Here is a 22,107-nt window from a genome sequence, read left to right on the forward strand (position 1 = left end):
CAAAAATGAATATAAACATGAAAAAGTCAGTAATTATTGCCATTGCGGTAATTGTTCTTATTGCATTACTTGGTTCAAGTGCTTATAACTCAATGGTAGATAAACAAGAAGGTGTAACAAAAGCTTGGTCGAACGTAGAAAATCAATATCAGCGTCGTTCTGATCTTATCCCAAATCTTGTTAATACAGTAAAAGGATATGCTAAACACGAAAAAACAACTTTGGAAGGAGTTATTGCTGCTCGTTCTAAAGCTACCCAGATAACCATTGATCCTGATAAGTTGACTCCAGAAAAATTGCAGGCTTACCAAAAAGCACAAGGTGATGTTACAACTGCTCTAGGTAAACTGTTAGCTATCACTGAAAACTATCCTGATTTAAAAGCTAACCAGAATTTTCTTGAGTTACAAGCGCAGTTGGAGGGTACAGAAAATCGTATAGCAGTAGAACGCGGACGTTTCAACGAATTAGCAAAAGAGTATAACGCTTATATCCGCAAATTCCCAAGAAATATGTTTGCAGGAATGTTTGGCTTTGAAAAAAGACCGTATTTTGAAGCAGAAGCTGGCTCTGAAAAAGCTCCGGCAGTAGAGTTCTGATACAAAGATTTGTCTACAAGAAAAAAATACAGTACTTTTGCACGCTGTATACAAAATCCTTTTATATAACTAAAAATGAGTAATCAACGATACATGCAGCGTGGCGTTTCTGCATCAAAAGAAGATGTGCATAACGCTATAAAGAACATCGACAAGGGAGTATTCCCTAAAGCTTTCTGTAAAATTATTCCTGATATTTTGGGAGGTGATCCTGAATATTGTAACATTATGCATGCCGACGGAGCTGGAACTAAATCAAGTCTGGCATATCTTTACTGGAAAGAAACTGGCGATATTTCTGTGTGGAAAGGCATTGCACAGGATGCGTTGATTATGAATATTGACGATTTGCTTTGCGTTGGTGCAGTAGACAATATTCTGGTATCTTCTACTATCGGCCGTAACAAGTTATTAATTCCAGGAGAAGTTATCTCAGCTATCATCAATGGAACAGATGAATTACTTGCCGAACTTCGTGAAATGGGTGTGGGTGTTTATGCTACCGGCGGTGAAACTGCAGATGTTGGTGATTTGGTTCGTACTATCATCGTGGATAGTACTGTAACTTGCCGCATGAAGCGCAGTGATGTAATCGACAATGCCAATATCCGTCCAGGAGACGTTATTGTAGGGCTTGCTTCTTATGGACAAGCTACATACGAAAAAGAATACAACGGAGGTATGGGTAGTAACGGACTTACTTCTGCCCGCCATGATGTATTTGCCAAATATCTTGCAGAAAAATATCCTGAAAGCTATGATGCTGGCGTTCCTGAAGATCTAGTTTATTCCGGGAATTTAAAGCTGACCGATCCGATCGAAGGTATCAGCCTTGATGCAGGAAAAATGGTTCTCTCTCCTACCCGTACTTATGCTCCGGTTGTTAAGAAATTGCTTGATGCTCTTCGTCCTGAAATTCATGGTATGGTTCATTGCTCTGGTGGTGCTCAGACAAAAGTGCTTCACTTTGTGGATAATGTAAGAATTATAAAAGACAATCTCTTCCCTGTACCTCCATTGTTTAAGACTATTAAAGAACAATCTGGCACAGATTGGAGTGAAATGTACAAGGTGTTTAATATGGGCCATCGTCTGGAAGTATATCTTTCACCAGAACATGCAGAAGAAGTTATTGCTATTTCCAAGTCATTCGGAATTGACGCGCAAATCGTTGGACGCATTGAAGAATCTGGTAAAAAAGAGCTGATTATTAAAAGTGAATTCGGAGAGTTCATATATTAAATTATGGCAGAATATAACAATACAATATTAGATAAACTTGAAGGTTTGGTGAGCCGCTTCGAAGAAATATCGACTCTTATTACCGACCCTGATGTAATTTCAGATATGAAGCGTTACGTGAAACTAACCAAGGAATACAAAGAATTGGAAAATATCATGAACGCCCGCAAAGAGTATATACAAATGCTCGATGGAGTTGAGGAAGCCAAAGTAATTCTGGATACTGAACAAGATCAGGAAATGCGTGAAATGGCAAGAGAAGAATTAAATGCCTGCCAATCCCGCATTCCGGAACTGGAAGAGGAAATAAAACTCCTCCTTGTTCCTGCCGATCCTCAGGATGGAAAGAATGCAATTGTTGAAATCCGTGGTGGAACAGGTGGCGATGAAGCTGCCATTTTTGCCGGAGATTTATTCCGCATGTATGTAAAATACTGTGAAGCTAAAGGATGGAAAGTTGAGGTAACAAGTACAAGTGAAGGAACATCCGGAGGATTCAAGGAAGTTGTCTTTACCGTAAGCGGTGAAAACGTATACGGAACTTTGAAATATGAATCGGGCGTACACCGTGTGCAGAGAGTTCCTGCCACTGAAACTCAAGGGCGTGTTCATACATCAGCTTCTTCCGTAGCTGTACTTCCAGAAGCTGAAGAATTTGATGTAGAAATCAATGAAGGCGAAATTAAATGGGATACATTCCGTTCGGGTGGTGCTGGTGGTCAGAACGTAAACAAAGTAGAATCAGGTGTTCGTTTGCGTTATATCTGGAAGAATCCGAACACGGGTATTGCAGAAGAAATTCGAATAGAATGTACTGAAACCCGTGACCAACCAAAGAATAAAGAAAGAGCACTTACACGACTTCGTTCTTTCATTTACGACAAAGAACATCAGAAATATCTGGATGATATTGCTTCCAAGCGTAAAACAATGGTTTCTACAGGTGACCGTTCGGCTAAAATTCGTACCTACAACTATCCGCAGGGGCGTATCACCGATCACCGCATAAACTATACTATCTATAACCTTTCTGCCTTTATGGACGGAGACATTCAAGATTGCATTGACCGTCTGATTGTAGCGGAAAATGCTGAACGAATGAAAGAAAGTGAATTATAAAATTGATTTTCCAATGAATAAACAACAATTATTTGAAAATATAAAACGCAAAAAATCGTTCCTTTGCGTTGGTCTTGATACTGATATCAAGAAAATTCCGGCACATTTGCTGAAAGAAGAAGATCCGATCTTTGCATTCAATAAAGCAATCATTGACGCTACTGCCGATTTATGTATCGCCTATAAACCAAACCTTGCCTTTTATGAAAGTATGGGTGTAAAAGGTTGGATAGCTTTTGAAAAGACAGTTAATTACATCAAAGAAAATTATCCTGATCAGTTTATTATTGCCGATGCTAAACGTGGCGATATTGGTAACACCAGTGAAATGTATGCTCGTTCTTTCTTTGATGAACTAAATATTGATTCAGTAACTGTTGCTCCTTATATGGGCGAAGACAGTGTAAAACCATTCCTTATTTATCCTGAGAAATGGGTTATTCTACTTGCATTAACTTCTAATAAAGGATCACATGATTTTCAGCTTACAGAAGATGTCAACGGAGAACGTTTGTTCGAAAAAGTTTTAAAGACTTCTCAACAATGGGCTTCTGACGAACAAATGATGTATGTAGTTGGAGCTACTCAAGGAAAGATGTTCCTGGACATTCGTAAACATGTACCAAATCACTTCCTTCTTGTTCCGGGAGTAGGTGCTCAAGGAGGTTCACTTGAAGAAGTGTGCAAATATGGTATGAATAAAATGTGTGGACTAATTGTAAATTCTTCACGTGGTATTATTTATGCTGATAAAACTGAAAAATTTGCAGAAGAAGCAAGAAAGTCTGCTAAAGCTGTTCAGACTGAAATGGAAGAGCAATTAAAAGCTATTCTATAAAAATACACATGACAAACGAACGAAAGATAGTCAACGACCCGGTTTTCGGATTTATCAATATTCCGGGGGGATTATTATATAATATAATCAGCCATCCATTATTGTACAGGTTAACCCGTATAAAACAGATGGGGCTATCTTCGGTTGTTTATCCTGGTGCACAACACACTCGTTTTCAACATTCACTGGGAGCTTTTCATCTAATGAGTGAAGCTATCGCTCAACTTCGGAGCAAAGGAAACGAAATTACTCAGGAAGAATCAGATGGAGTACTGGCTGCCATTTTACTGCACGACATTGGTCACGGTCCGTTTTCGCATGTATTGGAAGATACAATTGTAAAAGGAATCTCACATGAAGAAATATCTCTTCTTTTTATGGAGAAGATGAATAAAGAGATGAATGGGCAACTCGATCTGGCAATCAGCATCTTCAAAGACGAGTATCATAAAAAATTTCTTCATCAACTGGTAAGCGGTCAGTTAGACATGGACCGACTCGACTACTTACGACGAGACAGCTTTTATACCGGAGTTATTGAAGGAAACATAGGTTCTGCGCGAATTATAAAAATGCTCGATATAAAAGATGATCACCTGGTTGTAGAATCAAAAGGCATTTACTCAATTGAAAACTTTCTTACCGCCAGAAGGCTAATGTACTGGCAGGTATACCTGCACAAAACATCTGTAGCCTATGAACAAATGCTGATAAATTCTCTTTTACGTGCAAAAGAATTAGCAAGTAAAGGAATAGAATTATTTGCATCTCCTGCCCTTCGTTTTTTTCTTTATAACAACATAGATTCAAAAGAATTTTATAGAAATTCAACTTGCCTTGAAAACTTCGGGCAACTTGATGATAATGATATATGGACTGCACTAAAAGTATGGAGTAATCATTCCGACAAAGTACTTTCTACATTAAGCCACGGCTTAATTAACAGGAACATCTTTAAAGTTGAGATTTCTTCAGATCCGGTTAGTGAAGAAAGAATGGAAAGTTTAGTCGATAAAATTAGCCAGTCAGTCCAAATTAACAAAGAAGAAGCTGTTTATTTAATTTCCACTTCAAGCATAGAAAAAAACATGTACGATCCTGCCGATGATAGCATTGATATTATCTATAAGGACGGTACAATAAAGAATATAGCTGAAGCATCAGATATGCTAAACATTTCGCTGCTTTCAAAGAAAGTAAAGAAATACTACCTTTGTTATCAGCGTTTAGCTTAAAAAAGAACTAAATATTTAGCCAACTGTACGGAAATCTAAAAAAAAAACACGAACTTTGCGCCCCAATGGTCATATACATAGGAATGTAATCTCCATTTTACAATATTGAAAAATACTAGAATCAATCAACAATAAAAACATGGAATTTTCGGCTAAGCAAATTGCAGAATTTATTCAGGGAGAAATAATCGGAGATGAGAACGCTAGTGTTCATACCTTTGCTAAAATAGAAGAAGGTGTGCCAGGAGCTATTTCATTCCTTTCTAATCCAAAATATACTCATTACATATATAGCACACAATCAAGTATTGTATTAGTTAATAAGGACTTCACTGCCGAACATGAAATCAAGACAACTCTTATAAAAGTAGAGAATGCCTATGAAAGTTTGGCAAAACTGCTTAACTTATATGAAATGAGCAAACCTAAAAAAGTGGGTATTGATCCACTAGCTTTCATTTCACCTACCGCTAAAATAGGTAAAGACGTATATATTGCTCCTTTTGCATGCGTAGAAGACAATGCCGAAGTAGGCGATAATACAATACTTCATCCTCACGTAACAATTGGAAGCGATGCTAAAGTGGGAAACAACTGTATCTTATATCCACATGCAACTATCTATCATGACTGCCGTGTAGGCAATAATTGCATTTTGCATGCAGGAAGTGTAATTGGAGCTGACGGATTTGGATTCGCTCCTACTCCAGAAGGATATTCAAAAATACCTCAGATTGGTATTGTTGTTCTGGAAGATGATGTAGAAATTGGTGCTAATACCTGTGTAGACAGAGCAACTATGGGAGCTACAATTATACATAAAGGAGTAAAACTGGACAATTTGGTTCAGATTGCTCATAATGACAAAATTGGTTCTCACACAGTAATGGCTGCTCAAGCTGGTGTTGCTGGTTCAACTCAAGTGGGAGAATGGTGTATGATTGGTGGTCAGGTTGGTCTAGCCGGACATATAAAAATTGGAGACAAGGTAGGTATGGCAGCACAATCTGGCATTGCTGGCAATATTCCATCAAACACAAACGTAATGGGAGCTCCAGCATTTGATGCAAAGAAATATTTCAAATCATCTGTTGTATTCAAGAAATTACCAGAAATGTATACTACTCTCAATAATTTAGAGAGAGAATTTAATGAACTTAAGAAACAATTAAATAAGTAACCAATGTTGAAACAAAAAACTCTAAAAGATAGCTTTTCACTAAGAGGAAAAGGTCTTCACACTGGACTAGATCTTACTGTAACCTTCAATCCTGCTCCGGATAATCACGGATACAAGATTCAAAGAATTGATCTGGAAGAACAACCTATTATCGATGCAGTAGCTGATAATGTTATAGAAACTACTCGTGGCACTGTTCTTGCAAAAAACGGAGTTAAAGTTAGTACAGTAGAACATGGAATGGCTGCTCTTTATGCTGCAGGGATAGACAACTGCCTGATACAGGTTAACGGACCGGAGTTTCCAATCCTTGACGGTAGCGCAGTATCCTATGTAGAAGGAATTGAGAAAGTTGGTATTGTTGAACAAACAGCTGTTAAAGATTTCTATATTATCAAGCATAAGATTGAGTTTAAAGATGAAGAAACTGGTTCTTCTATAATGGTTCTTCCTGATGAAGATTTCAGCTTAAATGTTCTAATATCATATGATTCTAAGATTATACCTAATCAGTATGCTACATTAGATAGTATGAACGATTTCTCAAAAGAAATTGCTGCAAGCAGAACTTTTGTTTTTGTCCGCGAAATTGAACCTTTACTTTCTGCAGGTCTTATTAAAGGAGGTGATTTAGATAACGCAATTGTAATTTACGAACGTCAGGTTTCACAAGAAAAGCTTGATGCACTGGCTGATGTTATGAAAGTGCCTCACAAAGATGCAAATCAATTAGGATACATCAATCATAAGCCACTAGTATGGGACAATGAACCAGCTCGTCACAAATTACTCGACATCATTGGTGACTTGGCTTTAATTGGAAAACCAATCAAAGGCCGTATCATTGCAACTCGTCCAGGACATACAATTAATAATAAGTTTGCCCGTCAGATGAGAAAAGAAATCAGAAAGCACGAAATTCAGGCTCCTGGTTACAATTGTAATGAAGCTCCAATCATGGATGTAAACCGCATCCGCGAACTGTTGCCTCACCGTTATCCTTTCCTTTTGGTTGATAAGATTATTGAAGTAGGTCCAAACCACATTGTAGGAGTAAAGAATGTTACAGTAAACGAGCCATTCTTCCAGGGACATTTCCCACAAGAGCCTGTTATGCCGGGAGTATTGCTGGTAGAAGCTATGGCACAAACCGGAGGATTACTTGTACTGAACTCTGTAGATGAACCAGAAAGATATTCTACTTACTTTATGAAGATTGATGGAGTTAAATTCCGTCAGAAAGTAGTACCAGGAGATACACTTATCTTCAAACTGGAACTATTAGCACCAATCCGCCGTGGCATATCAACAATGAAAGGATATGTATTTGTTGGTGAAACAGTGGCTTGTGAAGCAGAATTTATGGCTCAAATAGTTAAGAACAAATAAAATTACAAATGATTAGTCCATTAGCATATATACATCCCGAAGCAATAATTGGAGAAAATGTAGAAATTGCACCTTTTGTTTATATTGATAAAAATGTTGTTATTGGTGATAACAACAAAATCATGTCCAATGTAAGCATATTATACGGAGCACGCATTGGAAACGGAAATACTATTTTTCCTGGAGCAGTAATTGGTGCTGTGCCACAAGATTTAAAATTTCAGGGAGAAGAAACTACTGCAGAAATAGGCGATAACAATACTATTCGTGAGAATGTAACTGTTAACCGTGGAACTGCAGCCAAAGGAAAAACTGTTGTTGGAAGCAATAACCTTTTAATGGAAGGAGTACACGTAGCACATGATGCTATTGTTGGCAATAGATGTATTATTGGTAATTCCACAAAAATGGCCGGCGAAATTATCATAGACGATAATGCGATAGTCAGTGCCGCAGTATTGATGCATCAATTCTGCCGTGTAGGTAGTTATGTAATGCTTCAAGGTGGTTCACGTTTCAGCAAAGACATACCTCCATACATTATTGCAGGAAGAGATCCTATTGCTTATTGTGGGATTAATATTGTTGGTTTGCGTAGACATGGTTTCTCAAATGAATTAATTGAGAATATCCACAATGTATACCGTATTATCTACCAAAGCGGGTTGAATGTAAGTGAAGCTTTGGAGAAAGTTAAAAATGAAATTCCGTCAAGCCCGGAAATTGAATATATTATTGAGTTTGTTCAAAACTCAAAACGAGGAATAATAAGATAAACATTGCTATAGTAAGGTTTATATTCAGCAGAAAAGGGAAGATCATCGAATTGATGGTTCTTCCCTTTTACTTTTTTTATAAACGAATAGAACTTAATTATTGTACATTTTGAGATTTTTACTACTTTTACGCCATCAATAAATTAAAAAAGAATATGGTATACAGATTCACAATCATATCTGATGAAGTTGATGATTTTGTCAGAGAAATACAAATTGATTCAGAAGCAACCTTCCAGGATTTACACGAGGCTATTCTAAAATCAGTTGACTATTCAAATGATCAAATGACCTCTTTCTTTATTTGTGATGAAGATTGGGAAAAAGAAAAAGAAATCACCCTCGAAGATATGGACAACAATTCAGAGGAAGATAGCTGGGTTATGAAAGACACACTATTAAGTGATTTAATTGAAGATGAAAAACAAAAGCTGATTTATGTTTTTGATTACATGACAGAACGTTCATTCTTCATTGAATTATCGGAAATCATCACAGGTAAAGACTTGGACAAAGCTATTTGTTCCAAGAAATCGGGTATTGCGCCTAAACAAGTCATTGATTTTGAAGATATGACAGCAACTAATACTACCATTGATTTAGACGAGAACTTCTATGGCGATGAAACTTTTGATACTGAAGACTTTGACACAGAAGGTTTCGACATAGACATTAATAGTATTGCTGATGATTCTTTTGACAAAGGGAGCTTTTAATGGCTAAAACCTTACTAGTTCTCATAGGGCCTACAGGTGTCGGAAAGACGGAGCTGAGTTTACGCTTGGCCGAAAAATTTGGTTCACCAATTATTTCTTCCGATTCCCGACAGCTGTATGCCGATCTTAAAATAGGAACTGCTGCTCCTACTCCCGAGCAACTAAATAAAGTTCCACACCATTTCGTTGGCACACTTAAACTCACTGATTACTACAGTGCCGCACAATACGAAGCAGAAGTATTAAAGCTTCTGGAAAAGCTTTTCCAATCCAAAGATGTTATTGTTATGACCGGCGGATCAATGATGTATGTTGATGCCGTTTGCAAGGGTATTGATGATATACCGACCGTAGACAAGGAAACACGCGAACTGTTGATTCACAGATATGAAACAGAAGGATTGGAACGTCTGTGCAGTGAATTAAAGCTTCTCGACCCAGAATATTACAAGATTGTTGATCTGAAAAACCCCAAACGGGTTATTCATGCGCTGGAGATTTGCTACATGACAGGAAAGACTTATACTTCTTTCCGTACTCGCTCTACTAGAGAAAGACCATTCCACATCATTAAAATAGGACTAACACGCGATCGGGAAGAACTTTACGAACGAATTAACCGTCGTGTAGATATTATGATGGAAGATGGCTTGTTGGAAGAAGTAATGGCAGTTTACCCATACAAGCATCTTAACTCCCTGAATACGGTTGGCTACAAGGAGTTATTTAACTATCTCGATGGTGTTTGGGATTTACCTTTCGCTATAGAAAAAATCAAGCAAAACTCACGTATCTATTCTCGCAAACAGATGACCTGGTTCAAAAGAGATAATGATATTACCTGGTTTCACCCTGATCAGGAAGAGGAGATAATGGATTATATTAATAAGAAGCTTAATTCTTAGCTGATAACATTATCTATATCTCCTGGCCAGAATATTATAAATAACCGCAGAAAGTAATAGTAGTGCCACGATAATTACCATCAGAATTTCAAATCCTCCATTTCCAATTGAAAGAAAGAAATCGGAAAGACTGAATAACATATTAACAAGCAACATGCCAACCAAAACATTCACAACCCGAAGGTAACGGGCTATCAAGGCATATTGAATAAGCATATTTTGCTCAGTTATCTGCACAGGAAAACGAGACATCCTTGAAGGGAAGAATGATCTGTATCCGGTTAAAGCCATAACAAATGTTGCTATTCCAGCCAGAACAAGCAACGTATCTTTGCTTCCTATCCTGTCAGCTTTTCCATAAATATTAATATGAGTAGGAATTACATCGGGGGCCTTATTATATAAAATAAAAGCAACCACCCATATTCCCAATAAAAGAAGCACGGCCATTGCCTCAAGAATCTTATCACCGAAAGTTCGTGGGACACTAACTTCAGGCAACTTTTGCCTTCTAACTGAAAAGAATTTAATCATAAAACTGCTTTTCTTACTAGAACAATCCAATAAATAAATAATAAGGCAAATGAATAAATGCCTTATTTACCTTATTAACGAGTCAATATAAATATTAAATTGACAACGAATGCTACTATACCGACAACAATAATCATACCTTTAGTCTTTATTTAAATTTAAAATTAGTTAGTTATTTGGAGTTCCGGCATTTACAACCGGCTGAGCAGCCTCATCGGCACAAAGAACAACCAGAAGATTGCTCACCATTGCTGCTTTTTTCTCTTCGTTCAGTTCTACAATCTTTTCATCAGAAAGCTTTGTCAGAGCCATTTTCACCATAGATACAGCACCTTCTACAATCTTTTCTCGAGCAGAAATAATAGCAGAGGCCTGCTGACGGCGAAGCATCACTGCTGCAATCTCAGGCGCATACGCCAGATAATTAAGTCTTGCTTCAACAACCTCAATCCCAGCCATTGCCAGGCGCTCATTCAATTTCTGTTCGAGCTGATTATTAACCTCTTCCCCACCCGAGCGAAGAGTAAGTCCGCTAGTTTCTCCTTCATTATCATCATAAGCATACTGTCCGGCCACCTGGCGCAAAGCAGCATCGCTCTGTATTTTAACAAAATTCTCGAATGCAGTCATACGTCCGGCTACAGAATTTCCTAGACTGACAGCCGCATTAGGAGAAGTTGCCCCAGCCTCTGCCAATGTCTGAGAATCAATCTCGAACATAGCTTTATATGTATCCTTAAGCTTCCATACCAAAACCAATCCAATCATTATCGGATTACCGGTTTTATCATTTACTTTAATAGGCTTCACATCAAGATTCCGGGCACGTAATGAAAGTTTCTTTTTATCAAGAAAAGGATTTACCCAAAAAAAGCCGGTTTCTTTGAACGTTCCTTTGTATTTTCCAAAAAAGACCATGGCCCGTGCCTGATTTGGTTCCAATTGCATGAAACCTGCCAAAATAAAGAAACAGGAAATTATTCCTATCACTCCTAAAATAATTCCTAAAGTTCCTAATACGTCATAATAGATAAACATTGCCACACTTACAAATATCAAACAGATATTAAGAAATAGCATCATAAATCCATTCATTTTAAATCCTTTGAAATCAAATTCAGCAGTTTCCATGATATTTTCTTTTTTTTTAATTTTTCATTTCACAAATATTGTTGATAATTTTTAAGATAAACAAATGTTTTGTGATAATTTATTAAGGTACTTAACATCATTTATCAATTAAGCTTGATAATTTATTCAGTATATATTTTATCTTTATTTTAGAGCTTTTTTAAAATAGGTGTAGACCTTAATAGCACATAGTCTACTCTTTATATTATTATAGTCTACACCTTATTATAAACATATAGTTAATAAATTAATTAGCTTTCGGGAATAAATAATTAAGTTATGCTGAAAGTCTTTTTTAAAAACATCCAATTACAAAAAAAGAGCCTTATTTCTAAAAATGAAATAAGGCTCTTCGCTGAAAAAATAAATTTATTACAGTTTAATAGTAAGACCTATTTTACCTCCGCTAAATTCATTGCCGCCACCAACTTCAAGATTAATACCAACCTTATTGTTGAAGTAATAACGACCGCCGATCTGTGCTCCAAGACCTAATCCCGAGGTGTGATCTCCATGGTAACCATCTGGTGCATTCCAAACGTAAAACCCAACATTTAGTCCTGCATAAAAATCCCAGTTTCTTGGAATATTAAGAATGCTATTAAAGTGATAATTACCATTACCCGAAATACCCCATGAGTCTAGATGGTAATCGTAATAATCATGATCATTATAACCGCGGTAAGATAATTCTCCACCTAGAGTAATATCTGGGTGAACAGCGTGGTCGAAACCTACATATACTGGCAAACCGTAGTCTGACAATCCAAGACCGACATTAAGTTGAGTCTGTCCTACACGAAGAGGACTCTGTGCATACCCCATTGAGACTAAAAACATTAGTCCTAATGATAAAAATAGTTTTCTCATTTTTTTAATCGTTTAGTTTTTAATACAAAAAAATATAAGTGTCTGCGAATTTAGTTTAGCTTTCATTTTAATAATGAAATTTATGCAAATATATTTAATATTTCATTTTACACATCATTCATTAGTATTTAATAAAATCATTTATTGTATTTTCGTAATATATCTTATCTTTGTAATATACTAATAACAGGTAAAAACGTGAAATTTACTATCGATACGGATAACAAAGAGTTTCAGGATGCACTGAACTTAATTCAATATACCCGACAATCCGTCTTTTTAACAGGAAAGGCTGGTACGGGAAAATCTACATTTCTGAAATATATTTGTGAAAATACCCGAAAAAAGCATGTAGTCCTTGCCCCAACAGGCATAGCAGCAATCAATGCCGGTGGTAGTACACTTCACAGCTTTTTTAAACTTCCCTTTTACCCTCTCCTGCCCGATGATCCAAACTTTAGTCTTCAGGGCGGACGAATTCACGAGTTCCTGAAATATCGTTCTGCACACCGCAAATTAATTAAAGAGGTTGAGCTGATTATCATTGATGAGATATCTATGGTAAGGGCAGATATTATCGACTTTGTAGATCGTGTGCTGAGGATTTATTCTCATAACATGAGGGAACCGTTTGGTGGTAAGCAAATACTTCTGGTGGGTGATGTTTACCAGCTGGAACCGGTTATAAAGAATGACGAACGGGAGATTTTGAATCGTTTTTATCCTTCGCCATTTTTCTTTTCGGCAAGGGTCTTTGGTGAAATTGACCTGGTATCAATCGAACTTAAAAAGGTTTATCGACAAACTGATAAGGTTTTTGTAAGCGTACTTGATCATATCCGTAACAACACGGCCGGCGCTGCCGACTTGCAATTGCTCAATACAAGGTACAATACTCGTATAGAGGAATCTGAAGAAGATATGTACATTACTCTGGCCACGAGACGGGATAATGTAGACTTCATCAATGAAAAGAAACTAGCCGAGTTGCCTGGCGATTCTGTGATATTCAGAGGCGAGATAACCGGAGACTTTCCGGAAAGCAGCCTGCCTACCCAGAAAGATCTGGAGCTGAAAGTGGGTGCTCAGATTATATTTATCAAGAACGATTACGAACGCCGCTGGGTAAACGGTACCATTGGAGTAATTTCTGCCATCGACGAAGAGGGCACAATCTATGTACTTACTGATGATGGAAAGGAATGCGACGTAAATAAAGACTGCTGGCGAAACATTCGCTATGTATATAATGAGAAAGAAAAAAAGATAGAAGAAGAAGAACTTGGTGTGTTTACGCAATATCCCATTCGGTTGGCATGGGCTATTACTGTTCACAAAAGTCAGGGCCTGACTTTTAGCAGAGTGGTTGTTGACTTTAGCGGAGGGGTATTTGCTGGCGGACAAGCATATGTAGCACTTAGCCGGTGTACTTCCTTGGAGGGTATTCAGTTAAAGAAGCAAATTTCCCGCGGAGATATATTCGTGAGACAGGAAATAGTAGACTTTGCCACACGTTTCAATAACCAGCTGGCAATTGAAAAAGCGTTAAAGCAGGCTCAGGCTGATATTCAATATGCGGAAGCTGTTAAGCAATTTGACAACGGAAACTTTGAAGAATTCCTGGAGCAGTTCTTTTTAGCCATTCATTCCAGATATGACATAGAAAGACCTGTAGTAAAAAGATTTATACGGAAAAAGCTAGGAATTATAAACAAACTTAAGGAGGAAAACGTTGCTATTAAGAGGAAAATGGAGGAGCAACGGGCAAATCTGAAAAAGTATGCCAAGGAATATTACGTCATGGGTAATCAGTGTATTACTCATGCGCATGATCTTAGGGCAGCATTGGCCAATTACGATAAAGCGCTGGAGTTGGATCCTAAAATGGTTGATGCCTGGGTAAGAAAGGGGTTAACTCTTTTCGAGGATAATAAAATACCCGAAGCGCTGGGATGCCTGAACGAAGCCATTAAGCTAAGTCCAAGAGCATTCAAGCCCCGGTATAACAGAGGAAAAATTCATCTACAGCTTAACCATATAGAAGAAGGTATTGCCGATTTGGAAAAGGCTTGTTCTATAAAACCTGAGCATGATAAATCGCACGAATTACTGGGCGATGCTTATTCCCGGGTGGGAGATGAAGAAAAAGCAGCTATTCATTGGCGTATAGCCGAAGAATTAAGGAAGGAAAAAGATAATTCAAGTAACTAAGACATAGATATTATGAATCAAAGAACAAAGAAAAGTTTAAAAATTACAGGACTTGTAATTGTATGTATTCTGGCACTTATGGCAATATTGCCGTATGCTTTTCGCGGAAAAATTGAGAAGATAGTTATTACAGAAGGTAATAAGATGCTAAATGCCAGATTTGGCTTCGAAGATTTAAACATTAGCTTGTTCAAGAACTTCCCTAAAGCTTCTATTTCTCTGAACAACTTCTACCTGAAAGGGGTCGATGAATTTGCCAAAGATACTTTGGTAAAAGCCGGAGACGCTACAGTAGCAATAGATCTTTTCTCCCTATTCGGAAGCAGTGGCTATGATGTTTCTAAAATTGAGATATCAGATGCTTATATCCATGCCATAGTTCTGAAGAACGGAAAGGTGAACTGGGATATAATGAAAACCGACACCACCAAAGTTACTCCTGCAACAGAAGAAACTACACCATTTAAACTGAAGCTTAAAAAGTTTACTGCAGACAACGTAAACATCATCTATGATGATCGTCAGGCGGATATGTATGCTTCAATCGTGGGACTGAACACGGAATGTTCCGGCGACTTGACAGCCGATCGCTCTACTCTGAAGATTGCTGCTAAAAGTAAAGGATTTACATTCAAGATGGGTGCTATTCCTTATATAAGCAATGCGGTTGTCTCTGCAGATATGGATTTGGATGCCGACCTTGCTCATAGTAAATATACACTGAAAGAAAACAAATTCCAGTTGAATGCTATCAAGGCAGATGTTGACGGATGGGTGGCTATGCTCAATAATGGCGGTACGGATATGGATCTGAAGGTTAACACTAACGAAGTGGGCTTTAAAGATGTGCTTTCTCTGATACCGGCTATCTATGCAAAAGATTTTGAAGATGTAAAAGCTACCGGTAATGTTTCTCTTAAATTCAATGCTAAGGGTATTATGCTGGGCGACACCTTACCTGCTTTCAATGCAAGTATGGTGGTAAAGAATGGAACATTCAAGTATCCGTCGCTTCCTATGGGAGTAGATCAGATAAATATCAATGCTAGTGTGAAGAATCCGGGCGGTAGTGCAGATTTAACCGAGGTAAACATCAATCCGTTCAGCTTCCGCATGGCAGGCAATCAGTTTAGCTTAACATCAATCATCAAGACTCCTGTAAGTGATCCTGATGTAAAAGGTAGCGCAAAAGGTACTCTGAACCTGGGAATGATTAAACAGGTATATCCTCTGGAAGAAGGTATGGCTCTGAATGGTATTATCAGTGCCGATGTAAATATGGCGGGGCGTATGTCATACATTGAAAAAGAACAGTACGACAAGTTCCAGGCTTCCGGTTCTTTGAAGCTTAGCAACATGAAACTAAAGATGAAAGATATGCCTGATGTAGATATTCAAAGATCTACGTTTACTTTCACTCCGAAATACCTGAATCTGAGCGAAACTACCGTAAAGATTGGCAAGAATGACATCACAGCCGATTGTCGATTGGAGAATTACATGGGGTATGTTCTGAAAGACAAAACATTGAAAGGTACAATGAACATAAAGTCTAACTACTTTAACCTGAACGACTTTATGGGAACTACTTCAACAACTGCAGCTGGAACTTCGGGCACAGCTCAGGGCGCAGCCGCTGCTACCACAACAACAAGTGCTGCAACATCGGCTATTGAAATTCCTAAGAATATCGATTTCAATATGACTGCCAACATGAAGCAGGTTCTCTTCGACAAAATGGCTTTCAACGACATGAACGGAAAGTTATTGGTTAAAGATGGCAAGGTTGATATGCAGAATCTGTCAATGAACACCATGGGTGGATCGGTTGTAATGAATGGTTCTTACTCTACTGCACAAAGTGTAAAGAGTCCCGACCTGAATGCCGGATTTAAAATGAACAGCATTTCTTTTGCTCAGGCTTATAAGGAACTGGATATGGTTCAGAAACTGGCACCTATCTTCGAAGGTCTTAAGGGAGACTTCTCTGGTAATATGAATATTTCTACTAAACTAGATAATCAATTGTCTCCGGTATTTAACTCAATGCAAGGAGCCGGTAGTTTATCTACAAAAGATATTAGCCTCAGTGGTATAAATGTTATCGATAAGATTGCCACTGCTGTAAAGAAAGAGAGTCTGAAGAATCTGAAAGTAAAGGATATGAAGATAGATTTCACCATAAAAGACGGACGGGTGTCTACAAAACCATTCGACATCAAGTTTGGCGAAACCTTGCTTAACCTTTCAGGAACTACCGGTCTGGATCAGACTATTGATTATTCAGGAAAGATTAAACTTCCTGCTTCAACCGGTACGCTTGGACAACTCAGTACACTCGATCTTAAGATTGGTGGAACATTCACTTCGCCAAAAGTTTCTATCGACACTAAGAGCATGGCAAAACAAGTGCTTAGCAGTGCAAAAAACAAAGCAATAAGTGAAGTTGGAAAGAAACTGGGTATAGATTTAGGTGATGCTCAGAAACAGAAAGAGGCTTTAGTTACCAATGCACAGAAAGCGGGAGATAAGCTGGTTGCCGAAGCGCAAAAGCAAGCAGACGATTTAGTGGCAAAAGCCGGAGGTAATATATTGAAGAAACTTGCTGCTCAGAAAGCTGGAGAGGTTTTGGTAAAAGAGGCTAAGAAAGAATCGGATAAATTAGTAAAAGAAGCTGAAGCACAAGGTGATAAGCTGATAGAAAAAGCAAAAAGTGAGTAATCTAAACTCTATATACAATGCTATTAAAATTATACGAAAAGAACAATAACCCGAAGGATATAGAACAAATCGTTCAAGTCCTCCGCGACGGAGGAGTGGTTATTTACCCAACGGATACAGTGTATGCCATTGGTTGTCATGCATTACAAGTCCGTGCAGTAGAGAACATCTGCCGTATAAAAGACATTGATCCGAAAAAGAAGAGTCTTTCCATCATTTGTTATGACCTGAGCAATATCAGTGAATATGCAAAAGTGGAAAACTCTACATTCAAACTAATGAAAAAGAATCTGCCGGGAGCGTTTACTTTTATCCTGGCTGCCGGCGGCAAACTTCCTAAGATATTCAAGAACAGGAAAGAAGTTGGTATTCGTGTGCCCGATAATAATATTATCCGCGAGATTTGCAGGCAACTGGATGCACCAATCTTAACCACAACTATTCCCTGGAATGAAAAAGAAGACATTGAATATCTCACCACTCCGGAACTGATTGACGAGAAATTTGGTTATGAAGTAGATTTGGTCGTTGATGGAGGAATTGGAGGCATAGAGCCATCAACCATCGTTGACTGTACTTCTGGTGAAGCCGAAATTGTTCGTCAGGGGAAAGGTATTCTGGAAGAAGTTTAGTTTGTTAGGTAGAGTTCGCTTAAAAAACATTGAAGTCGAAGCGTGCTTTGGAACAGCTAAGAAAAAGTCCAAGCCACACCAATACTATATTGAGTGTGGCTTGGACTTTTCTTTCAGAGTTGCTCAAGACGAATTAAGCCTGAAATCTACCGATTGTGCTTAAAAGAGTGATATCACTCTTTAATTTACCATATAAAAAAAACAGACTTAAGGCTTTGGATGAAGTCTCAAGTCTGTTAGAAATAACCAGACATTTATATGTCCATTTATATCTGATAAATCTTATTTCAGTAACGTTTCAGGATCAATATGATCTGCTTCAATGTCTTTGAAGTAACGGTAAGTTCCTACCTTCAATTCATCGGCTGCTGCATCATCACAAACAACAATTCCTTTTTCGTGAAGTTGAAGAGCACTGATAGTCCACATCTGAGTAATTGAACCTTCAACAGCGTGATACAAAGCACGAGCTTTGTTGTGTCCATTAACAATGATAAGAACTTCTTTAGCAGAAAGAACTGTACCTACACCTACAGTTAAAGCTGTTTTAGGAACCTTATTCACATCATTATCAAAGAAACGAGAGTTTGCAATGATTGTGTCTGTTGTTAAAGTCTTAACTCTAGTGCGAGAAGTTAGAGAAGATCCCGGTTCATTGAAAGCAATGTGTCCATCAGGACCAATACCACCAAGGAAAAGGTCAATACCACCATATTCTTTGATCTTAGCTTCATAACGTTCGCATTCAGCTTCCAGATCAGCAGCATTACCATTCAGGATATTTACGTTTGCCTTAACAATATCAATATGATTAAAGAAATTGTTCCACATGAATGAATAGTAGCTTTCCGGATGTGTTTGTGGAAGACCAACGTATTCGTCCATATTGAATGTTACCACATTCTTAAACGATACAATGCCTTTTTTGTGTAAATCAATTAGTGCTTTGTACATTCCAAGAGGAGAAGATCCTGTTGGCAAACCAAGAACAAAAGGTTTCTCTGCAGTAGGATTAGCCTTATTAATCTTTGCTGCAACATAATTGGCAGCCCACTGAGAAATCTTCTGATAATCAGGTTGGATGATTAGTCTCATAATAAAGTTTGTTTTAAGTTAGATTATTTATAGTGTTTTAGATCTGTCAACTTTTAAACGATCGGCCATAGCTTTTGCCAGGTTTTCACATTGAGTATAAGTTATATCCTTCATACTTTGTTTCATTTCCACAGGATCACCAATTAATTCAAACTTACTCTTTTCTGCAAACTCAGCCATTCTTTTCACAGCAGCGCCAGCCCAGCAAAAAGATCCAAAGTATCCCAAATAGCGTCCTTTCATATCTCTCACAAGTATTTTTGAAAGGATTGCTTCTACTTCAGGGAATATCTGGTTGCTGTAAGTAGGACTTCCGATAATAAGTCCTTTGTATTTAAATATATCCATAAGGATATAAGAAGGATTTGATTTTGAGACATTGTGCATCACAATATTCTTAATGCCACAGGCAGAAAGTTCTGATGCAATGGTTTCGGCCATCTGTTCGGTATTACCATACATGCTTCCGTAAACAATTACCACTCCTTCATCGGCATCGTAGCGACTTAATTTATCGTATATACCAACGACTCTTTCTATATTTTCCATCCATACCGGACCATGTGTAGAACAAATTGCGCTGATATGCAATCCTGCTAGTTTTTCGAGTGCTTTTTGTACCGGAGAACCATACTTTCCTACAATATTGGAATAGTAACGTACCATCTCATCCCAGTATTTATCAATATTCATACGGGAATCGATAAAGCCTCCGTCTAATGTTCCAAAACAACCAAATCCATCACCCGAGAAGAGAACTCCGTCTGTTTCATCGTAAGTCATCATGGTTTCGGGCCAGTGAACCATTGGTGTAAGGTAGAATTTAAGTTTATGATGTCCTAAAGCAAGATAATCTCCATCTTTTACCAGATATTGTTCACCGGTAACTCCATAGAAACCTTCAATCATTCCGAAAGTCTGCTTATTACCTACAATAACAATATCCGGATAGTGCTGTTTTATCAAACGAATAGAACCCGAGTGATCTGGTTCCATGTGATTAATAATCAAATAATTGATAGGACGATCACCTATTATATTTTTAATTTTGCGAAGAAAAATCTCAAAATAGCATACATCAACCGTATCAACAAGTGCCACTAATTCATCGTCAATAAGATAAGAATTATAAGATACACCGTAAGGTAACGGCCACATTCCTTCAAACAACTGTTTGTTTCTGTCATTCACTCCTACATAGTGAACTTTCCCTTTTATTGTAGTCTTCTGTTGCATATTTGTATCCATCTGATAATTTAAAGCAAAAATAATCTTTTTATCTTAAAGTACGTATAATTTTCCTTGATAAGCATCCCTTTCACGCATTCTTTTTTTTACACGTTCGGTAAACTCGTAATTCTTTAGCCCCCAATCGGGTGCAATAAGTAACTCCTTCGGAGACTGAGAAACAAAGCGCTCCAGCACCATATCCGGACGAAGTTGTTCCACATAATCTATAACAAGATCTATATATTCATCCACTTCATACAAATGAAATTCTTCCGGATGTTGTTCAAATTCATGCGCCATCTTTGTTCCGCGAATAAGCTGTAACTGATGAAGCTTTAAAGTTGTAAGTGGCAATTCTGATAATCGGGCAGCCTGACTTACGATATCATCATGCGTTTCTCCTGGTAGTCCAAGTATCACATGTCCACCGGTAAGAATACCTCTGGCAGCAGTTCTTTTCACAGCATCAACTGTGTCTGCATAAGTATGTCCGCGGTTAATTCTTCGCAGCGTATCATCATTAGTACTTTCAATGCCATATTCTACAAGAAGAAAAGTTCGTTTATTCAATTCTTCAAGGTAATCAAGTAAAGCATCCGGCATACAATCAGGACGGGTTCCAATTACCAATCCCACTACCCCATCAACGCTTAACGCATCTTCATATTTCCTTTTCAGTTCTTCGAGCTCTGAGTAAGTATTTGTATATGCCTGAAAATAGGCCAGATATTTCATTTCCGGATATTTTCGAGAAAAAAAGAGGCGTCCTTCTTCCAACTGCTCTTTTACTGATTTTTCTGTTTTGCAATATTCCGGATTAAAAGTCTGATTATTACAATAAGTACAGCCCCCTTTGCCTTTTACTCCGTCTCTGTTTGGACAAGTAAATCCGGCATTAAGCGAAATCTTCTGAACTTTGCAATCAAAATACTTTCTTAGAAAAGTAGAAAAGTCGTTATAAGCAGGCATATAATTCGTTCTGTTTTATATTTAACCGCAAAGTTAAGTATTTTATTTAAATAAGATTCGCTATTTCTTCATTTACAATAATAATTACCCACTAAGGTCTATTTTGTATTTTCTCCTTTCGTCTTAATCTATCTTCGGCACTCTTTTTAAATTATAAACCAGCAATTCATATTCTCTTGTACAAAAGAATGCATTCTTCTGTACAAAACAATTAATTCTTTTGTACAGGACAATTATTTGTTTTGTACAAGAAATATATAATATATCAGGATATTTCTTGTTTCTCATTTAGTAAGATTATAAAAACATAACGAGACATATAATAGCTACAAAACAGCTGTTTTTTAAACGAAAGAGTGAGAGATGGCCCCAAATAGTGAGGGATGAAGGCTTTTTGTCTTGATCCACCACTTTATTAACTATTTAATAACTAATGATTTATATTTCGCCCAGTGAGGGATGAGTGAGGGATGAATCTATCAAATCCATAGCATACAACCTAGCAATCAGCTCTTTAGGATTGCAGGAGTGAGGGATGAGAATATTTTTTTTAGAAACATATATAGAAAGCAAAAAAAATAGTCCTGAAAAAGAAAAGTATGCTTACTATCCGTGGGAAGTTCTTCATCTTGATTATATATAAAATAACTTTTAAGAAATGCTTATGTACAGAATCGATTAAATTGTTTACTTTTGTGGGGTATAACAGATAATC

Annotated in this window: 18 protein-coding genes and 1 pseudogene; 13 read left to right on the top strand and 6 right to left on the bottom strand. The window is 37.5% G+C overall.

Annotated features, from left to right (window positions below; translation table 11 throughout):
- The first annotated feature begins 17 nt into the window (after positions 1 to 17).
- The 10 genes from BUC21_RS12705 to miaA all read left to right on the top strand — a co-directional run bounded on the left by BUC21_RS12705 (position 18) and on the right by miaA (position 9,999).
- Positions 18 to 599 carry a LemA family protein gene (locus tag BUC21_RS12705; protein WP_073403004.1) on the top strand — a complete coding sequence of 194 codons (582 nt, stop codon included), beginning with the start codon at positions 18 to 20 and terminating at the stop codon, positions 597 to 599.
- Between the two features lie 75 nt (positions 600 to 674).
- Complete coding sequence (locus BUC21_RS12710) at positions 675 to 1,841, top strand: AIR synthase-related protein (RefSeq protein WP_073403006.1); 1,167 nt, start codon at positions 675 to 677, stop codon at positions 1,839 to 1,841.
- A 3-nt stretch (positions 1,842 to 1,844) separates the two neighbouring features.
- On the top strand, positions 1,845 to 2,960 hold the full coding sequence (gene prfA, locus BUC21_RS12715) for a peptide chain release factor 1 (RefSeq protein ID WP_073403008.1): 1,116 nt from the start codon (positions 1,845 to 1,847) through the stop codon (positions 2,958 to 2,960).
- Positions 2,961 to 2,973: 13 nt separating this feature from the next.
- Positions 2,974 to 3,798 (top strand): orotidine-5'-phosphate decarboxylase, encoded by an 825-nt coding sequence (gene pyrF / locus BUC21_RS12720; protein WP_073403084.1) that lies wholly within the window; start codon positions 2,974 to 2,976, stop codon positions 3,796 to 3,798.
- Positions 3,799 to 3,806: 8 nt separating this feature from the next.
- Complete coding sequence (locus BUC21_RS12725) at positions 3,807 to 5,033, top strand: HD domain-containing protein (protein ID WP_073403009.1); 1,227 nt, start codon at positions 3,807 to 3,809, stop codon at positions 5,031 to 5,033.
- Between the two features lie 139 nt (positions 5,034 to 5,172).
- Positions 5,173 to 6,213 carry a UDP-3-O-(3-hydroxymyristoyl)glucosamine N-acyltransferase gene (gene lpxD / locus BUC21_RS12730; protein WP_073403011.1) on the top strand — a complete coding sequence of 347 codons (1,041 nt, stop codon included), beginning with the start codon at positions 5,173 to 5,175 and terminating at the stop codon, positions 6,211 to 6,213.
- A 3-nt stretch (positions 6,214 to 6,216) separates the two neighbouring features.
- Positions 6,217 to 7,602, top strand: a complete 1,386-nt coding sequence (locus BUC21_RS12735) for a bifunctional UDP-3-O-[3-hydroxymyristoyl] N-acetylglucosamine deacetylase/3-hydroxyacyl-ACP dehydratase (protein WP_073403013.1) — start codon at positions 6,217 to 6,219, stop codon at positions 7,600 to 7,602.
- A gap of 8 nt (positions 7,603 to 7,610) precedes the next feature.
- Positions 7,611 to 8,378, top strand: a complete 768-nt coding sequence (lpxA, locus tag BUC21_RS12740) for an acyl-ACP--UDP-N-acetylglucosamine O-acyltransferase (RefSeq protein ID WP_073403015.1) — start codon at positions 7,611 to 7,613, stop codon at positions 8,376 to 8,378.
- A 155-nt stretch (positions 8,379 to 8,533) separates the two neighbouring features.
- Positions 8,534 to 9,094: an IS1096 element passenger TnpR family protein gene (locus tag BUC21_RS12745; protein WP_073403017.1), complete on the top strand. Its 561-nt coding sequence runs from the start codon at positions 8,534 to 8,536 to the stop codon at positions 9,092 to 9,094.
- Positions 9,094 to 9,999 carry a tRNA (adenosine(37)-N6)-dimethylallyltransferase MiaA gene (gene miaA, locus BUC21_RS12750; protein ID WP_073403020.1) on the top strand — a complete coding sequence of 302 codons (906 nt, stop codon included), beginning with the start codon at positions 9,094 to 9,096 and terminating at the stop codon, positions 9,997 to 9,999. Before BUC21_RS12745 ends, miaA begins: the two co-directional genes overlap by 1 nt.
- Before the next feature lie 9 nt (positions 10,000 to 10,008).
- Here miaA and BUC21_RS12755 read toward each other — a convergent pair whose 3' ends face one another.
- The 3 genes from BUC21_RS12755 to BUC21_RS12765 all read right to left on the bottom strand — a co-directional run bounded on the left by BUC21_RS12755 (position 10,009) and on the right by BUC21_RS12765 (position 12,534).
- Positions 10,009 to 10,533, bottom strand: coding sequence for a DUF1648 domain-containing protein (locus tag BUC21_RS12755; RefSeq protein ID WP_073403022.1), 525 nt, complete (start codon positions 10,531 to 10,533; stop codon positions 10,009 to 10,011).
- Between the two features lie 168 nt (positions 10,534 to 10,701).
- On the bottom strand, positions 10,702 to 11,664 hold the full coding sequence (locus BUC21_RS12760) for an SPFH domain-containing protein (protein WP_073403024.1): 963 nt from the start codon (positions 11,662 to 11,664) through the stop codon (positions 10,702 to 10,704).
- Positions 11,665 to 12,036: 372 nt separating this feature from the next.
- Positions 12,037 to 12,534 (bottom strand): hypothetical protein, encoded by a 498-nt coding sequence (locus BUC21_RS12765; protein ID WP_073403026.1) that lies wholly within the window; start codon positions 12,532 to 12,534, stop codon positions 12,037 to 12,039.
- A 198-nt stretch (positions 12,535 to 12,732) separates the two neighbouring features.
- Here BUC21_RS12765 and BUC21_RS12770 point away from each other — a divergent pair, with 198 nt between their 5' ends.
- From BUC21_RS12770 to BUC21_RS12780, 3 genes and pseudogenes are all read left to right on the top strand, one after another.
- The gene (locus BUC21_RS12770) at positions 12,733 to 14,745 is read left to right on the top strand and encodes an AAA family ATPase (protein ID WP_073403029.1); all 2,013 of its coding nucleotides are present in this window, start codon (positions 12,733 to 12,735) and stop codon (positions 14,743 to 14,745) included.
- A gap of 12 nt (positions 14,746 to 14,757) precedes the next feature.
- Positions 14,758 to 17,301 (top strand): annotated as a pseudogene (locus tag BUC21_RS12775) (AsmA family protein); the annotation flags it as partial.
- A 182-nt stretch (positions 17,302 to 17,483) separates the two neighbouring features.
- On the top strand, positions 17,484 to 18,098 hold the full coding sequence (locus tag BUC21_RS12780) for an L-threonylcarbamoyladenylate synthase (protein ID WP_073403033.1): 615 nt from the start codon (positions 17,484 to 17,486) through the stop codon (positions 18,096 to 18,098).
- Positions 18,099 to 18,380: 282 nt separating this feature from the next.
- Here BUC21_RS12780 and nagB read toward each other — a convergent pair whose 3' ends face one another.
- The 3 genes from nagB to BUC21_RS12795 are packed head-to-tail and all read right to left on the bottom strand — an operon-like array spanning position 18,381 to position 21,392.
- Positions 18,381 to 19,193, bottom strand: a complete 813-nt coding sequence (gene nagB, locus BUC21_RS12785; protein ID WP_073403035.1) for a glucosamine-6-phosphate deaminase — start codon at positions 19,191 to 19,193, stop codon at positions 18,381 to 18,383.
- A gap of 27 nt (positions 19,194 to 19,220) precedes the next feature.
- Positions 19,221 to 20,429: an FprA family A-type flavoprotein gene (locus BUC21_RS12790; RefSeq protein WP_073403086.1), complete on the bottom strand. Its 1,209-nt coding sequence runs from the start codon at positions 20,427 to 20,429 to the stop codon at positions 19,221 to 19,223.
- A gap of 45 nt (positions 20,430 to 20,474) precedes the next feature.
- The gene (locus tag BUC21_RS12795; RefSeq protein WP_073403037.1) at positions 20,475 to 21,392 is read right to left on the bottom strand and encodes a tRNA modification radical SAM protein MnmL/YtqA; all 918 of its coding nucleotides are present in this window, start codon (positions 21,390 to 21,392) and stop codon (positions 20,475 to 20,477) included.
- Positions 21,393 to 22,107 lie beyond the last annotated feature (715 nt).

Source organism: Bacteroides luti, assembly GCF_900128905.1.
Lineage (GTDB): Bacteria > Bacteroidota > Bacteroidia > Bacteroidales > Bacteroidaceae > Bacteroides > Bacteroides luti.

Coding starts and splice junctions, on each gene's coding strand:
- BUC21_RS12765 (WP_073403026.1), bottom strand. CDS start 12,534: ATGAGAAAACTATTTTTATCATTAGGACTAATGTTTTTAGTCTCAATG.
- lpxD (WP_073403011.1), top strand. CDS start 5,173: ATGGAATTTTCGGCTAAGCAAATTGCAGAATTTATTCAGGGAGAAATA.
- BUC21_RS12790 (WP_073403086.1), bottom strand. CDS start 20,429: ATGCAACAGAAGACTACAATAAAAGGGAAAGTTCACTATGTAGGAGTG.
- prfA (WP_073403008.1), top strand. CDS start 1,845: ATGGCAGAATATAACAATACAATATTAGATAAACTTGAAGGTTTGGTG.
- lpxA (WP_073403015.1), top strand. CDS start 7,611: ATGATTAGTCCATTAGCATATATACATCCCGAAGCAATAATTGGAGAA.
- BUC21_RS12755 (WP_073403022.1), bottom strand. CDS start 10,533: ATGATTAAATTCTTTTCAGTTAGAAGGCAAAAGTTGCCTGAAGTTAGT.
- BUC21_RS12735 (WP_073403013.1), top strand. CDS start 6,217: ATGTTGAAACAAAAAACTCTAAAAGATAGCTTTTCACTAAGAGGAAAA.
- BUC21_RS12705 (WP_073403004.1), top strand. CDS start 18: ATGAAAAAGTCAGTAATTATTGCCATTGCGGTAATTGTTCTTATTGCA.
- nagB (WP_073403035.1), bottom strand. CDS start 19,193: ATGAGACTAATCATCCAACCTGATTATCAGAAGATTTCTCAGTGGGCT.
- BUC21_RS12745 (WP_073403017.1), top strand. CDS start 8,534: ATGGTATACAGATTCACAATCATATCTGATGAAGTTGATGATTTTGTC.
- BUC21_RS12780 (WP_073403033.1), top strand. CDS start 17,484: ATGCTATTAAAATTATACGAAAAGAACAATAACCCGAAGGATATAGAA.
- BUC21_RS12795 (WP_073403037.1), bottom strand. CDS start 21,392: ATGCCTGCTTATAACGACTTTTCTACTTTTCTAAGAAAGTATTTTGAT.
- BUC21_RS12710 (WP_073403006.1), top strand. CDS start 675: ATGAGTAATCAACGATACATGCAGCGTGGCGTTTCTGCATCAAAAGAA.
- BUC21_RS12760 (WP_073403024.1), bottom strand. CDS start 11,664: ATGGAAACTGCTGAATTTGATTTCAAAGGATTTAAAATGAATGGATTT.
- BUC21_RS12725 (WP_073403009.1), top strand. CDS start 3,807: ATGACAAACGAACGAAAGATAGTCAACGACCCGGTTTTCGGATTTATC.
- miaA (WP_073403020.1), top strand. CDS start 9,094: ATGGCTAAAACCTTACTAGTTCTCATAGGGCCTACAGGTGTCGGAAAG.
- pyrF (WP_073403084.1), top strand. CDS start 2,974: ATGAATAAACAACAATTATTTGAAAATATAAAACGCAAAAAATCGTTC.